General features: G+C 61.3%; 18 protein-coding genes. 9 read left to right on the top strand and 9 right to left on the bottom strand.

Annotation, left to right across the window (positions count from 1 at the left end):
* Positions 1-6 precede the first annotated feature (6 nt).
* The 4 genes from CFB34_RS33740 to CFB34_RS33725 form a co-directional block, all read right to left on the bottom strand.
* Positions 7-318, bottom strand: coding sequence for a high-potential iron-sulfur protein (locus CFB34_RS33740; protein ID WP_027810167.1), 312 nt, complete (start codon positions 316-318; stop codon positions 7-9).
* Positions 319-372: 54 nt separating this feature from the next.
* Positions 373-2019: a multicopper oxidase domain-containing protein gene (locus CFB34_RS33735; RefSeq protein ID WP_027810166.1), complete on the bottom strand. Its 1647-nt coding sequence runs from the start codon at positions 2017-2019 to the stop codon at positions 373-375.
* 80 nt (positions 2020-2099) lie between these two features.
* The gene (locus CFB34_RS33730; RefSeq protein WP_223274497.1) at positions 2100-2663 is read right to left on the bottom strand and encodes a PCYCGC domain-containing protein; all 564 of its coding nucleotides are present in this window, start codon (positions 2661-2663) and stop codon (positions 2100-2102) included.
* 234 nt (positions 2664-2897) lie between these two features.
* The gene (locus CFB34_RS33725; protein WP_039362793.1) at positions 2898-3254 is read right to left on the bottom strand and encodes a hypothetical protein; all 357 of its coding nucleotides are present in this window, start codon (positions 3252-3254) and stop codon (positions 2898-2900) included.
* 282 nt (positions 3255-3536) lie between these two features.
* On the opposite strand from CFB34_RS33725, the gene cueR (CFB34_RS33720) reads away from it, so the two are divergent.
* On the top strand, positions 3537-3986 hold the full coding sequence (gene cueR, locus CFB34_RS33720; protein WP_027810165.1) for a Cu(I)-responsive transcriptional regulator: 450 nt from the start codon (positions 3537-3539) through the stop codon (positions 3984-3986).
* 37 nt (positions 3987-4023) lie between these two features.
* On the opposite strand, the gene petA is transcribed toward cueR (CFB34_RS33720), so the two are convergent.
* From petA to CFB34_RS33695, 5 genes are all read right to left on the bottom strand, one after another.
* Complete coding sequence (gene petA, locus CFB34_RS33715; protein ID WP_027810164.1) at positions 4024-4644, bottom strand: ubiquinol-cytochrome c reductase iron-sulfur subunit; 621 nt, start codon at positions 4642-4644, stop codon at positions 4024-4026.
* Positions 4645-4819: 175 nt separating this feature from the next.
* On the bottom strand, positions 4820-5272 hold the full coding sequence (locus CFB34_RS33710; protein WP_050068885.1) for a DUF4148 domain-containing protein: 453 nt from the start codon (positions 5270-5272) through the stop codon (positions 4820-4822).
* 128 nt (positions 5273-5400) lie between these two features.
* A complete protein-coding gene (locus CFB34_RS33705) occupies positions 5401-5628 on the bottom strand; it encodes a DUF4148 domain-containing protein (RefSeq protein ID WP_080353693.1) in 228 nt (75 codons plus the stop codon).
* Positions 5625-6442, bottom strand: a protein-coding gene (locus CFB34_RS33700) for an IS5-like element IS402 family transposase (RefSeq protein ID WP_085954470.1) whose coding sequence is annotated in 2 segments (ribosomal slippage) — positions 5625-6094 and positions 6094-6442 — 819 coding nt in all. Because the reading frame shifts where the segments join, the coding sequence is not laid out codon by codon here. The genes CFB34_RS33705 and CFB34_RS33700 overlap by 4 nt, the downstream gene beginning before the upstream one ends.
* A 52-nt stretch (positions 6443-6494) precedes the next feature.
* The gene (locus CFB34_RS33695) at positions 6495-6677 is read right to left on the bottom strand and encodes a hypothetical protein (RefSeq protein WP_143330922.1); all 183 of its coding nucleotides are present in this window, start codon (positions 6675-6677) and stop codon (positions 6495-6497) included.
* A gap of 911 nt (positions 6678-7588) precedes the next feature.
* Here CFB34_RS33695 and cueR (CFB34_RS33690) point away from each other — a divergent pair.
* The 8 genes from cueR (CFB34_RS33690) (at position 7589) to CFB34_RS33655 (ending at position 13342) form a co-directional block, all read left to right on the top strand.
* On the top strand, positions 7589-8050 hold the full coding sequence (gene cueR / locus CFB34_RS33690; protein WP_063777000.1) for a Cu(I)-responsive transcriptional regulator: 462 nt from the start codon (positions 7589-7591) through the stop codon (positions 8048-8050).
* Positions 8051-8233: 183 nt separating this feature from the next.
* On the top strand, positions 8234-9502 hold the full coding sequence (locus CFB34_RS33685) for an IS256 family transposase (protein ID WP_080001177.1): 1269 nt from the start codon (positions 8234-8236) through the stop codon (positions 9500-9502).
* A 480-nt stretch (positions 9503-9982) separates the two neighbouring features.
* On the top strand, positions 9983-10297 hold the full coding sequence (locus tag CFB34_RS33680; RefSeq protein WP_027810709.1) for a hypothetical protein: 315 nt from the start codon (positions 9983-9985) through the stop codon (positions 10295-10297).
* A 56-nt stretch (positions 10298-10353) separates the two neighbouring features.
* On the top strand, positions 10354-10602 hold the full coding sequence (locus CFB34_RS33675; RefSeq protein WP_027810708.1) for a DUF2933 domain-containing protein: 249 nt from the start codon (positions 10354-10356) through the stop codon (positions 10600-10602).
* A 151-nt stretch (positions 10603-10753) separates the two neighbouring features.
* Positions 10754-11701, top strand: a complete 948-nt coding sequence (locus tag CFB34_RS33670; RefSeq protein ID WP_046544059.1) for a cytochrome c biogenesis CcdA family protein — start codon at positions 10754-10756, stop codon at positions 11699-11701.
* Positions 11676-12344 carry a peroxiredoxin family protein gene (locus CFB34_RS33665; protein WP_159068964.1) on the top strand — a complete coding sequence of 223 codons (669 nt, stop codon included), beginning with the start codon at positions 11676-11678 and terminating at the stop codon, positions 12342-12344. The genes CFB34_RS33670 and CFB34_RS33665 overlap by 26 nt, the downstream gene beginning before the upstream one ends.
* Positions 12345-12372: 28 nt before the next feature.
* Complete coding sequence (locus tag CFB34_RS33660; protein WP_223274314.1) at positions 12373-12609, top strand: thioredoxin family protein; 237 nt, start codon at positions 12373-12375, stop codon at positions 12607-12609.
* A gap of 73 nt (positions 12610-12682) precedes the next feature.
* A complete protein-coding gene (locus CFB34_RS33655; RefSeq protein WP_027810706.1) occupies positions 12683-13342 on the top strand; it encodes an isoprenylcysteine carboxylmethyltransferase family protein in 660 nt (219 codons plus the stop codon).
* Positions 13343-13425 lie beyond the last annotated feature (83 nt).

The raw sequence follows: 13425 nt of genomic DNA, 5'->3' as shown, positions 1-13425 counted from the left end.
GAGCGATCAGGCTCGCTTCATGTAGGCGCTACACCAGCCTTTCGCGCTGACCCGCTTGCCGCCAAACACCGTGCACGGTGCCGCGGTGTCGCCGGTCTTGCCCTGAAAGAACTGGCAGCTCGCACACGCTTGTCCAGCCTGAAACTTTGGAAATTTCGTCCTGTCGACCTTGCTCGCGTCCGTCTTGTAGCCGAGCGCGACGGCATTCGCGTCGCTTTCCTGCACGACGCCGGCATCCGCCTGCGCGTGCCGGCCGAACGTCGCCACCGAGGCAAGTCCGGCGGCGACCGAAATGAATGTGCGGCGGGTGATCCTCACGATTGACCTCCTATGGCGTTGCTTTGAGCCGAGCCCTGCAGGCGAAGCGTTCCGCTATCGCTCGACCAGATAGTTGCGCATCAATCCCGAGTCCTCGTGCTCGAGCATGTGGCAGTGGTACAGGTACATGCCAGTGCGTTCTCCGAAATAAACAAGCAGACGCACGCGTTCGCCGGGCATCATGAACACGGTGTCCTTCCATCCGTCATCGACATAGCCATCCGACAGCGTGTGGCGCGCGCCGGCGAACTCCGCATCGACCACGCGGTCGAGCACGCGGAACTGCACGCCGTGCACGTGCATCGCGTGCGCCATCAGCATCATCGATTCGTCGTTGCGGAATTCCCAAATTTCGGTCGTGCCGGCCTTGACGGTTTCCGCCGGCGCTACGCCGTCCATCTCGAATCGTCGGCCGTCGATGCCCCACGTCATCATGCCCATCGTGATGCCGAACGCGCGCGGCTGCATGAAGTTGATCGCGTCACGCGGGTGAGCGACGGGAACTCGCGCCAGCGTAGCGGGCAAGCCGTCGTTCGTGTGTTCGCGGCGAACAACCTTGACGGTCAGGACCGGAAAGCGTGCACCCAGCGGCAGCCGGGTACGCGTCATCATTCCCCCCATGGCGACGTCGCCGGAGAACGTTTGGCTCTGCAGCGTCAGGACAGTGCCGATCGGCTTGCCGCTGAAATCCACCCAGAGGTCAAGCCGTTCGGCCGGTGCCAGGGTCACATAGGACCGCCGCAGCGGGCGGTCGAGCAGGCCGCCATCGGTTCCAATGACGGTCAGCGGAGAACCGTCGTGCCAAGCGAGTTTGTAGATGCGGCTATTCGATGCGTTCAGGAAACGCAACCGGTAGGCCCGTGTGGCGACCGGTAGCACGTAGTCGGGCCGGCCGTTGACGAGAATCCGGTCGCCGAGGAAACCCATCATCTGCACCATCATGTCGGCCATGCCGCCTTGCCCGCCGTTCATCATGCCGCGGCCCATCATTCCACCGCCCATCATGCCCCGGTTGCCCATCATCCCGCGACCACCCATCATTCCACCGGATTGCTGCGACAGATAGACAAGCTGGTTGTCGTCGTCAAATGTGCGGTCCTGAATCATCAACGGCACGTCGTAGCTGCCGCGGGGCAGGGGAAGGGCGGCATCTTCCTCGTCATCGACGATCAGAAGGCCCGCCTGGCCGTGATAGATCTGCGCACCGGTGCGGCCATCCGGATGTGCGTGAAACCAGTACGTCCCTGCGCGATTCAGGACGTCGAATTCGTACACGTAGCGCTGTTTCGTGGCGATCGCATCGCGCGGGTGCCCGTCCATCGATGCGGGCACGAGCAAGCCGTGCCAGTGGACAATCGTTGGTTCAGGCAGGTCATTGACGAATTCGATTCGCACTTTCTGTGTCCGGCGTACGTGCACAACTGGCGCGTAGCCGTCGGAGACGAACCACAAGGCGTGTGGATCGCCGTGCGTGACTTTTCCGTCATAACGCCATACGCCTGTTGCGGGGCCGCGCAACAGGTTCAGCCGATCCGGCCGCGCATGCAGTTCGATCGACACATCGGGGATGAAAGGCGTGCCGGCGGCACGCGCATTCGGCTGTAGAAGCGTCGCAAGCGGCCGGGGGCCGACGGCAATCACAGTGGATGCGAGCGACGCTCGCAATAGCGTACGGCGCGTGATGCGGTCGATCGTCGTCATCGTTCATCTCCGTGACAGGATGCGTGCATCAATGTACGGGTCGCGCAGGCATGTCGTGGGCCGCGCGCGAGGCATTCCGACTATCCCTTTGGTGCCCATTTCGCATCGACCGCCGCTTGGATGCGTCCCGCGTCGGTGATCCCTTTGCGCTTCATGTCGAACGCAATCTCCGCCGTGCCGCGGCAAACCGGGCAGGAAACGGCCATCTTGTCCTCGAAGCACTGGAGGTTCGAGCGATGTTCGCCGGTGTTTTCGCAACCGCACCAGCAATACAGTTGATTGAGGGTCGCGGGGATTTGCGTGGCCACCCAATACGCATGGCGCGTTTCGGGATCCGCGAATTGCTCGGGCGCGAGCACGCGTGACGCGTCGTGGCGCCCGCTCGGGACAATGCGCAATCCGTTGGGCCTTAACATGCCGACACGCCAGTTGGATTCACGCGTTGCCGAAGTCGAAGCCGGCGCACTGGCTCGAACACCCGGGCGTCTCGACGTAACGACCTCGAAGAGTATCGATGATGCGCCTGCCGCCAGGAAGGTCGGCACGACCCAGAACAGGATGCGCCGACGATTGCGGTCAATGCGGCTTGTCGCGCTGCGGCGAGACTGCGTTGGTGGTGTTCGATCAGGTTGATTGCGTTTCATATCGCGTATCTGCTGCAACGGGTTGCCATGCTGGGGCGACGGGCATCGACACCGCAACCATTGAATTCGGTTCATGCAAGCCGCACTGGGCAAGCTAGTTGGGATGCTGACGAATGCGCCCTGTGCCTCGAACTCATGCCAAGTTGCGCTTGAACGCGCGCGTTACGGCACAGAAGGCATTTTCACGGCGACATGGACGAGCGTACCCGGGGGGCGGGATGGAACCGCGAGGAATCAGGCTGCTCGAGGAGGGCGCTGGAGCGGCTCCGGCGCGTACTGGGTGATCAGTACACTGTTCCTGGGTGCGTAGGGGCTGGGCGCGGCAACGGGTTGAAACGTCAGCGGCACGGATGCCATGAAAACTATTCCGCAGGACAGTCCGCCCATCGTCGTGCGACATGCGGCGCTGGCGTCTGCGATGTGCGTTTTCGTGTCATGCACCATCTTGCATGGCTGCGCATTGCACGCGTGTCGGGCCTGGATATCGGATACCGGGAACATGGCCGGGCAAGCCGAGCCCGTCGCCGGGTAGCCGAGAATCGGCAACCATGCGATCAGCACGATGGCGACAAGGCGAGACAGGAATTTCATGGAATCCAGTATAGGCGACGTCAGTCGTCGCGGTCACTGCGGGGCGGACCCTATTCGGATGCCATTGGAAGGTCTGACATGGCATGGCCGTTTCGAAAGAATCGTAGACATACCGGCGCCAAATTTCGACGGACTGACCGCCGGAAACTGTTCGCGCCATCCTTCCTTTTGTTGGAAGGCATATAGTAAGCTGAATGATCTCGGACGTGCGCGGGGTCGGATGCACCGCGTCATCGCGGAACGGGACGACGCCTCGTATTCCTTTGATTTGTTGGGAGAGTCATGAACATTGGGCAAGCCGCGGCGGCTGCAGGTGTGTCCGCGAAGATGATTCGCTATTACGAGAGTATCGGGCTTGTTGGAACCGCCGGGCGTACCGACAGCGGATACCGTATCTATCGGGAAGACGACGTCCAGGTGCTGCGCTTCATCCACCAGGCGCGCACGCTCGGCTTCCCAATCGAACAGATTCGGCAACTGCTTTCGCTGTGGCAGGATCGGGGGCGCGCAAGTGCAGAGGTCAAGGCTATCGCGGTGCAACATATCGCCGATCTCGATGCACGCATCGCGGAATTAGTCGAGATGCGAGATAAGCTTGCGCACCTCGCGCGCCATTGTGCGGGGGACGAGCGGCCGACGTGCCCGATCCTGGACGGGATCGGTGGCGAGCGGCAGATGGTGACTTCAGGAAAATGTTCGGCGAACCCTCCCGAACTGCCGACAAAACCCTGAGGCAAACGCCACGCGCTGTCAGACAGAGGCAGCGCCGTCATGCGTCGCCACTTTCGTCCCGACCGATGACGAGGTGGATCGACGACGGAAACATGAATTTCGGCACGTCGAGATTTTGGGGTGCGGGTTTGTTCTTGAATACGCGCCCGGCCAGGTCGTAAGTCGAGCCGTGACAGGGGCAGAGGAAACCGCCGGGCCAGTCGTTGGGCAAATTAGCCTGCGGGCCCGGTTGAAATCGTGCGGTGGGTGTACACCCGAGGTGCGTACAGACGCCAATGAGCACCAGGATATTCTTGCGCTCCGCTCTGGAACGATATTCGTTTCGGCAGTAGCTCGGCAGAGGCATCGAAAAGGGATGCCGGGTAGCAGGATCGGCGACCTGGGAATCGGACGAAACAACTGTGGCCAGCATCCCATCCGTTCGGTTCACGACGAACACGGGCTTGCCGCGCCATGCGGCGGTGAGGCTTTCTCCCGGCTTGAGCCCCGCGATGTCGACGTCGACCGGTGCACCCAGCCCTTTGGTCTTTTCCGACGGCGCCAGCGATTCCAGAAAGGGGACGGTGGCGGCCACCATCCCGATTCCACTCGCGGTCGTTGTGGCGACCAGCCAGCGTCGGCGAGACGTATCGACCCTGACGAGTTGTTCGTCGTTCATCACACACTCCGTAATTCCGCGCCTGACTCAAGTTGGAGTGGCGTCGGTAACCTGCGGTTCTCAAATACCTTGATCGTGACTGCTCGCGACCGGCTGGCCATTGAACGGGTGCGCCGATCGCTCGCCACACAAAGGCGGCTATCGTGTGGCGAGGGCGGCGAAGCCGTCGTGGTGCTTACTTTCCTGCCGTGGTGACTTGATTCGTTGACTGCCACCAGCTTTCTGCGATCTTGAATCGCATCAGGTTGCGTTCAATCGTCACCGGCCCGGGCGGGTAGTCGGCATTTCCGCTTGGGACGAATCCGGCACGTTCAGCCTGCACGAGTTCTGCGTAGACCTCGGTGCGCGTCTTGCCCTGCGCGCTGATGCCGACGGGGAGTGGCAATCGGGTCTCGGTCCGTACGGCCGTCGTGGAAACTTGCTCCAGTGGAACTGACGATGCGATCGTCACCGCGTTGGACGGATGCTGCGTATAGTCCTGGCCACGCGGCCCACCGCCGCCAGCGATCACAGATACCGATACGGATGCCATCAGGACTGCAAAAGCGGCACGATTGATGAAGGAAAAGCGGTTCATCTTGAACTCCTGGGAACTTGGTTCGATGTCGAGCGCCTTGGACGACGACATCGAGGTATGGTTTTCGCATGCACGCCCGTCAGGGATCTGGTCATCATTTCAGTTGTATGGCGCCGCCGGTGTACCGGCGGCGTCATACTCCGGAGCGGATGGCCGCTTCCCGACCTATCGCGGCACGACTATTGCGCTGTGGTCAACCCGCTCGTCCCCCACGCATGCTGGATCTGCTGAAACCGGATACGGTTGCGTTCGATCGCCGTCGCACTGATCGGATAATCGTTTTTGAGCACGGGGAGCATCCCTGCTTCTTCGGCCTGCAACAATTCACCGCGAACGTCCGCACGGGTCTTGCCTTGGGCACTCGGAGCGGCATCAGCGGTGCTCGATTGGGTTAGAGACGGTTTCATAAAGACTGATCGGCCCGCCGAAGGGTATTCCAGCAGATCAGACAGCAACCGAGTTTGAGGAACGCGCCGTGAATGTCTGCACGGCGCTCGAAACGAATACGGAGACGACGGAAGTGATGCAGCCAGGCATGCGTGCGTTCGACGACCCAGCGATATTTGCCAAGGCCGCTGCCATGTTCGGTACGGCGCTTGGCGATCACTGGCTCGATACCGCGATCGCGCAACGCGCGCCGATGTCGCTCGGAGTCGTAACCGCGATCCGCGTAGACCACACGCGGCCGCTGCAATGGGTGGCCACGCAATCCGCGGATCGGCGGAATCGCGTCGATCAGCGGCAGCAATTGCGTGACGTCGTTGACGTTCGCGCCGGTCAGGATCGCGGCGAGCGGCGTACCGTTGGCGTCGGTGACGATGTGGTGCTTGGAACCGGGTCGCGCGCGATCGGTGGGGTTTGGCCCAGTTTTTGGCCTGCCCCAACGGCGCGAATCGATGATGAATCGACGGCGGCTCGTGAGAAGTCGATCTGGTCCGCTGCGCGCAGCTTTGCGAGCAGTAGCTCGTGCAAGCGATCCCAGACACCGGCTGCTTGCCAATCGCGCAGCCGGCGCCAACATGTCACGCCCGAGCCGCATCCCATCTCGGCCGGCAGGTCGCGCCAGCGTAGTCCGGTCTTGAGAACGAACAGGATGCCGGTCAGCGCGGCGCGATTCGAAACAGGCAGGCGGCCCGGGTTCTTCTCGCGCCGCGGCTTGGGTGGCGGCAGTAACGGCTCGATCAGTGTCCACAATTCATCGTCGATGATCGGCTTGGCCATCTCCTCAGTCTCGGTTGTTCCGATGCCTGAGGTTAACAGCTCACCGCGAAAGTTAACAGCCCCACGGGGCCTTTTTGAAACCGTCTCTTAGCGTTGCGGTGGTTGTTCCGGTTGACGCATACGGATACGGCCCCGGACCACGCGAGCCGCCGCCTCCACCTGCAAAAGCGGTGGCGGACAGCGCAACGAGCACCACGGCAATGGTGGCGCGATTCAACAGCGAAAACTTGCTCATGATTAACTTCCTTGAAATTGACGAAATTCTGTGACGTGCAATGGCACATTCACGAAAAAGGGGCTCAGCGCTCGCCGATACCTGCAAGCCGCTTCCGGCTGCGACAGCCCTTGCGTCCGAGGAACGATTGAACGACGGAAGCGCGGGCGCGCGAACGCACCGCGCATCGACGTCATGCGTCAACACGTGCGCTAGCAGGGCTGGAAGCGCGATGGTGCGTGCGAGCGCGGACACATGCCAGCATGTGCGGGCACGGCCACGATCAGTCGACCGGGATTAAGTGCGGAATACCTGGAAGAGGATGCGTGATGGCGGGGGCGCCGACACGAGGAGGGGCTCGACATGCGCCGGCCGATCCGGCTGCAGCGCGAGTGTCAGAATGCTCGAGTGTCCCCAGATCAAGGGCAGCCACACGAGTGGCGCCGGGACAGGTTGATCGGCGTGATCCGGTTGCGCGCTGTTGTCGCAGTGCGCGTGGCATGTCACACCGACGTGATGATCCTGGAGATCGCCGTGGCTGTTGGCTGGGATCGCCGAAACCATCGACGATGTGCCCCGTGCGTCACCCGTGACTGTCGTACACGCGTACGCCGAAATCCACAACTGACTGAAAATCAGCGTGAACATCACGGCAATGGCGACGAGTGCTCGTTTGACAGGGCGGCGCATGGTATCTGAACGGTGGGCCGGGCAGTTGAAAGCGATGGCCCGAATTATGCGCATTGCCACGAACGGAATGTCAAGAGTATTTATCCGAGGATTTTTCTTCGCTCGCCCCTCAAAAAACCTTGACATTCCCGCCGTTGTATCGCCTAGAGTCGAATCAAGATGTGAGAGGTCCTGCGTGCGGCCGTTTGCAAAGATCACGCGCGGCGTAGCGGAACATAGATTCGGCGATATCGAGGTACACCATGAATATCGGACAAGCCGCGAGCGCGTCGGGGGTTACCCCGAAAATGATCCGCTACTACGAGAGCATCAATCTGGTGCCGGCGGCAGGGCGCACGGTTGGCGGGTATCGAATCTATGGTGCAGACGATGTCCAGGTGCTGCGGTTCATTCATCAAGCGCGCACACTGGGCTTTCCGATCGAGCAAATCCGGCACTTGCTCGCGCTCTGGCAAGAGCGCGATCGCGCGAGTGCCGAAGTCAAGAAAATTGCTTCGTTGCAGATCGCCGAGCTTGATACGCGGATCGCGGAGTTGCTCGAGATGCGTAGCGCGCTCGACCATCTGGCCAGTCATTGCGCCGGTGATGACCGACCCGCTTGTCCGATTCTCGAGTCGATTGACAGTGGTCAGGAGATTCGCCGACTCGCTCATCAATCTGTAGCGTCGTCGGCAACAATCGGCGGCTTGGATTCACAGGGCTGACGATGCTGGGACGAATCTTTACGTGCTAGGCGAAGACCCAAGGGGGCGACCGTGAGGTGGATGGTCAAACTGGTGCTGATGTTCCTGATTGCGTGGCTGCCCATTGCGGGCTTCTCCACGCGGACCTATCCGTCATTTTGTGGGCGGGGCATATCATGAGGTGTAAAAGCCATGGATATGCCGATGAAGAAGAAAAGACAAACCGTAGCGCGTCAGGCAGCGGCCCGCGGGCCGCTGCCTGAGTTGCCCAAGGAACTGCTGGACCAACTGGTCAAGGGGCCGATGACGCCGACCGAGGTCCAGGATCTGATGCTGGCGTTCAACAAAGCGATCATCGAACGCGCAATGGGCGCCGAGATGAATCTGCATTTGGGCTACCCGTCCGGCCAGTCCAAGCCTACCGGGCAAGCCAACGAGCGCAACGGCGCCAGCGGCAAGACGGTCATCACCGATCGTGGCCCGGTTCGGGTCGAAGTCCCCCGCGATCGCGACGGCAGCTTCGAGCCGATTCTGATTCCCAAGCACGAGCGCCGCTTCACCGGCTTCGACGAACGCATCATCGCGATGTACGCCCGCGGCATGAGTGTGCGCGAGATTCAAGGGTTTCTGGCCGAGCACTACGGCACCGAAGTGTCGCCCGACTTCATCAGCTCGGTCACCGACGAGGTGATGGCCGAGGCGCTGAGCTGGCAGAACCGCCCGCTCGAGCCAATGTACCCGGTGGTGTTCTTCGATGCGCTGCGGGTCAAGATCCGCGACGACGGCGTGGTCAGCAACAAGGCCGTCTATCTGGCCTTGGGCATCCAGGCCGACGGCCAGCGCGACGTGCTGGGCCTCTGGATCGAGCAGACCGAGGGCGCCAAGTTCTGGCTCAAGGTGTTCAACGAACTCAAGACGCGCGGCTGCCAGGACATCCTGATCGCCGTGGTCGATGGCCTGAAGGGGCTGACCGAGGCCATCAGTGCAGCCTATCCGCGGACAACCGTTCAGACCTGCATCGTGCATCTGATCCGCAACAGCCTCGAGTACGCCAGCTACAAGGACCGTAAGGCGCTCGCCACAGCCCTGCGCCCGATCTACGCAGCCGCTAGCGAAGAGGCGGCAAGGCAGGCGTTACAGGACTTCGCCGACGGCCCGTGGGGCGAGAAATATCCGACCATCGTGCAATCGTGGCAGCGCGCCTGGGAGCACGTCATACCGTTCTTCGTGTTTCCGCCGGAGATTCGACGGGTCGTGTACACAACGAATGCCATTGAAAGTCTGAACATGCAACTGCGCAAGATCATCAAGACCCGTGGTCACTTCCCCAATGACGAGGCGGCGATCAAGCTGCTCTGGCTGGCGCTGCGCAACGTGCTGGCCAAGACCGTGCGGGCCGCCTTCGACTGGAAATCAGCGATGAACCAGTTTGCTATCCTGTTCGGCGAGCGATTCACGCAGGCGCGTGGATAACCTGTTGTTCAACCGCCTCGCCCACAAAAATGCGGACAGGTTCCTCCACGCCGGCACTGCTTTGTCAGCACAGCGCGTCGCCCGTCTCGACTTCTCCGGCCGGTACGGCACACATGTTGAACGCGATGCCCAGCGTGCATGCCACGGCGCCGGACGGCGGTCAGCATCATCAACCCGTCTGTCAAACCAGCGCGGGCACGGCATCCTGTACCATGCTGGCGATACCGTCGGCGACGATCGTCACTGTCCCTGTGACGTCTTCCTCCACGTACGCACTCCGTAACGTACCGTCGGCATCCCAGTTCATTCCAGAACTGCCTCAGCGCCCGCCGCAAGCACTCTAACTCCTGCTGTTCCCTGATCGGAAACCGCCGTCGCGGTTCGATCGCACTCGCCATTCCTCGTCGATTCGACCAATTTCGTAAGGATCGCGAGCTGGTCAGGAGTGCACCAATACGCCTTTGACAGGAGGAACACACCATGAACACCAAACGCATTTTCGTCATGCCGTTGCTCGTGATCACGCTACTCGCCGGTAGCGGTCTGAGCATCGCCGCCGACTCGCATTCTTCGTCGGCATCGTCTCGATCGACCATGGATCAATCCATGATGGGCGGCTCGATGATGGGCGGGCATATGAAAGGCGGCGCCATGATGCAAGGTTGCCCGATGATGGGCCAATTGCCGCCGGGCAACGAGAAACTCGCGATGCAGATGCACGGCGAAATGATGAAGGCGATGGGCGACATCATGCTCAAGTACGCCGACAAGGTCCAAACCTCACCGTCGAAATAGCAACGCGTCCGACTGACGCCAAGCTTCCCGAATTCTGAATCTCAAGGAGTCACATCATGAAATGCACGAAGAACATGCTGGTCATCGGCGGCATCATGCTCGCCGTCCTGGCAGCCGCCTATTTTGCGTTGCCGCAGTTTCGCGCGCTCGTCGTGAGCGCTGGACCGTTCCTCCTGTTCCTGATCTGTCCGTTGTCGATGTTCTTCATGATGAAGGGCATGAACTCGCACAGCGACCGGCCTGCGTCTTCCGACAACGCGAACAAGGAACGTCTGTCGTCGAACGAATCGCACGGAAAGCACTGAGTGTGAACGGTGGAAGCCATGCGTCGCAAATACGCGCTTGATGCAATCGCAGCACGGCTTCCGTGGCGGGCACCGCCTATCGGATGAATGACAAGCAGGCGGTGCAACGATCCAACGTATCGCTGGCGCGAGCCGGCCACAGGACGACACGATGGAAACCAGCATTTTCTTTGGCGGGTCGGTCATCGCGGCTTTCATTGCCGGCATGATCGCGCTGTTTGCGCCGTGCTGCATTTCGGTGATGCTGCCCGCGTATTTCGCAAGCTCGTTTCAGAATCGCCGCAAGCTGGTTGCAATGAGCTTCGTGTTCGCAGCTGGGATCGCGACCATCATCCTGCCATTGGTGATGGGCGCGGTCGCGCTGCGGCAACTCTTCGTTACTCGGCATCTGTTCGTGTATCTCGCCGGCGGACTCGTGATGATCGGCATGGCGGTATTCACGTTGCTGGGCGGAAAGCTGCAACTGCCGATGCCAGGCCGGCGCGCGGCGACGCCCGCCGGGCCGCTTGGCGTCTACTCGCTCGGGATGTTTTCGGGTGTGGCCAGCTCATGCTGCGCGCCGGTGCTCGCCGGGGTGATCGCGCTGTCGAGCGTCGCGCCGTCGATTGCGATCGCGATTGGTCTCGGCAGCGCGTACGTGTTCGGCATGGTAGCGCCGTTATTCATTGTGTCGCTGTTGTGGGACCGGGTCGACTGGCGATCGAGCGGGTTGTTTCGCGCACGCCGGATCACATGGCGGCTCGGCCCGATCCAACGCACGTTATCGGCGTCTGCGCTCGCAAGCGGGCTGCTTCTTGCCGTGATGGGAGCAGCGACGGTGTGGATCGCATTCGCGGATCAGTCGATGCCCACGCCGAGCCATTGGGCGCTGATGCTGTCGGTGAGGTTGCAGCATCTGGGGCGGATCGTCACGACCGCGCTTTCCTGGGTACCGAACTGGCTCGCCGCACTCGGTCTCGTCATCGCGGTCGGCGCGCTGGCCGTACGCGCGCACGCGCAGTGGCACGGTCAGGCGCTCACCGAAAAGCAACACAACACGCCGTCAACGAAGCATCACGCAGATGGAGGAGATCATGAAGCAGATACAACCATTCTCTGACGGGCAAGCAGCTTCACGGCGCGTGCTTGTGCTGTCGGCTGGCCTGGCTGTTTTGGTCGCATTGGTGGCCGCGATCTTTTGGATCCACGCACAACAGGAAGCGGGGCGTGGGGGGGCATTCGGGCAGCTCGCGGGCAAGTACCGGTTTCAGGTAGGCGATCCGGGCCCGGGTCAACTCGCCCCGCCGATTCGATTGATGAGCACCGACGGTAATGTCTTCGACCTGAGCGGCATGCGAGGCAAATCCGTGTTGTTGTATTTCCAGGAGGGCGTGACGTGTCAGCCTTGCTGGGACCAGGCGAAAGACCTCGCCACCCATTCCGATCAGCTCCGCGCGCTCGGCGTCGATTCCGTCGTCACCATCGCGTCGGATCCAGTCGACGTGATGAGGCGCGTGGCAAAGGACATGTCGCTGTCCTATCCGGTGTTGTCTGATCCTGATCTCGCAGTGTCGTCGGCATATCACGCGAACGACTACGGCATGATGGGACGAAGCCGTGACGGACATTCGTTCGTTCTGGTCGGTCCTGACGGTCGTATTCGGTGGCGCGCGGATTACGGTGGCGCCCCCGACTATACGATGTACCTGCCGGTCCCGAATCTGATCGCCGACATGCGGCAAGGCATGCGAATCCCTGGATGAGGTGCGGATGAGAACGCTACGAATCACCGTGCTGACGCAGGACGATTGTGTGTTCTGCGTCGATGCTATCGCGATACTCGACCGCCTCGCGGCCGAGTATCCGTTGGCCGTCGAAACAATTGCCTTCCAGTCGGCGGAGGGCGAAGCACTTGCCATCCAGGGCGGCATCTATTTTCCGCCGGGTGTGTTGATCGACGGTGACGCCGTTTGCTATGGCCGTCCATCGGAAAGGCTGCTCCGTAGGGAACTTGAACGGCGATTGTAGTGACGGATGGTATTTGCCGGCGCATTGCGTCCCGTGAAGCACCCGGGTCGAGGCGATGGCAAGGAGAAAGGACATGGATGATGAGGCTGGCTTCGCTGCGCACTACGGCCATTGGGGGCTGGTTGCGATCATGATCGTCGCAGCCAGCTGGATCCTCTACCGATTCGCGGCACCGAAACGCTGGCGAGAATGGACGGGCGCGGGACTCGTCCAAGCCTTCATCATCGCCCTGTACGCAGAGATGTACGGATTTCCGCTCACGATCTATCTGCTGTCTGGATTCTTCGGTCTCGATATCCCGCGTACGTCGTTCACGGGGCACTTGTGGGCAACACTGCTCGGCTATGGCGAAATGGGCGCGATACTCGAAATGCTGATCGGGGGCGTCTTCGTTGTGCTCGGTCTGGCCATGCTCGCTTTTGGCTGGCGAGAGGTCTATCTGGCGCGGCGCGATGACCAACTCGCGGACGACGGGCTGTACAGCGCAATACGACATCCTCAGTACGTGGGCATCATGCTCGCCGTGTTCGGTCAGGTCGTTCACTGGCCGACGGTCGCGACACTCGCCCTGTTTCCGGCGATCGTGTTCGCGTATGTGCGTCTCGCTCGCAAGGAGGAGCGCGAAATGTCTGGACGGTTCGGTCCGGTCTGGAAAGAGTATGCGCGCCGTGTACCGATGTTCGTTCCTCGCCTCGACCATTGGAGCGTACTCCTGAATCCGTTGAGGTGGTAACAAGCTTGCGCTGGCCCCGTGGAGGCGTCGGCTGTGCGAACCCGAATGATCGAGACCTGTGGCCGATGTTGACGCGTACGAAG

The sequence above is a fragment of the Burkholderia sp. HI4860 genome, from assembly GCF_002223045.2.
Lineage (GTDB): Bacteria > Pseudomonadota > Gammaproteobacteria > Burkholderiales > Burkholderiaceae > Burkholderia.
Note: the sequence above shows the minus strand (reverse complement) of the source record. Positions and strands in the feature narration are given on the sequence as shown.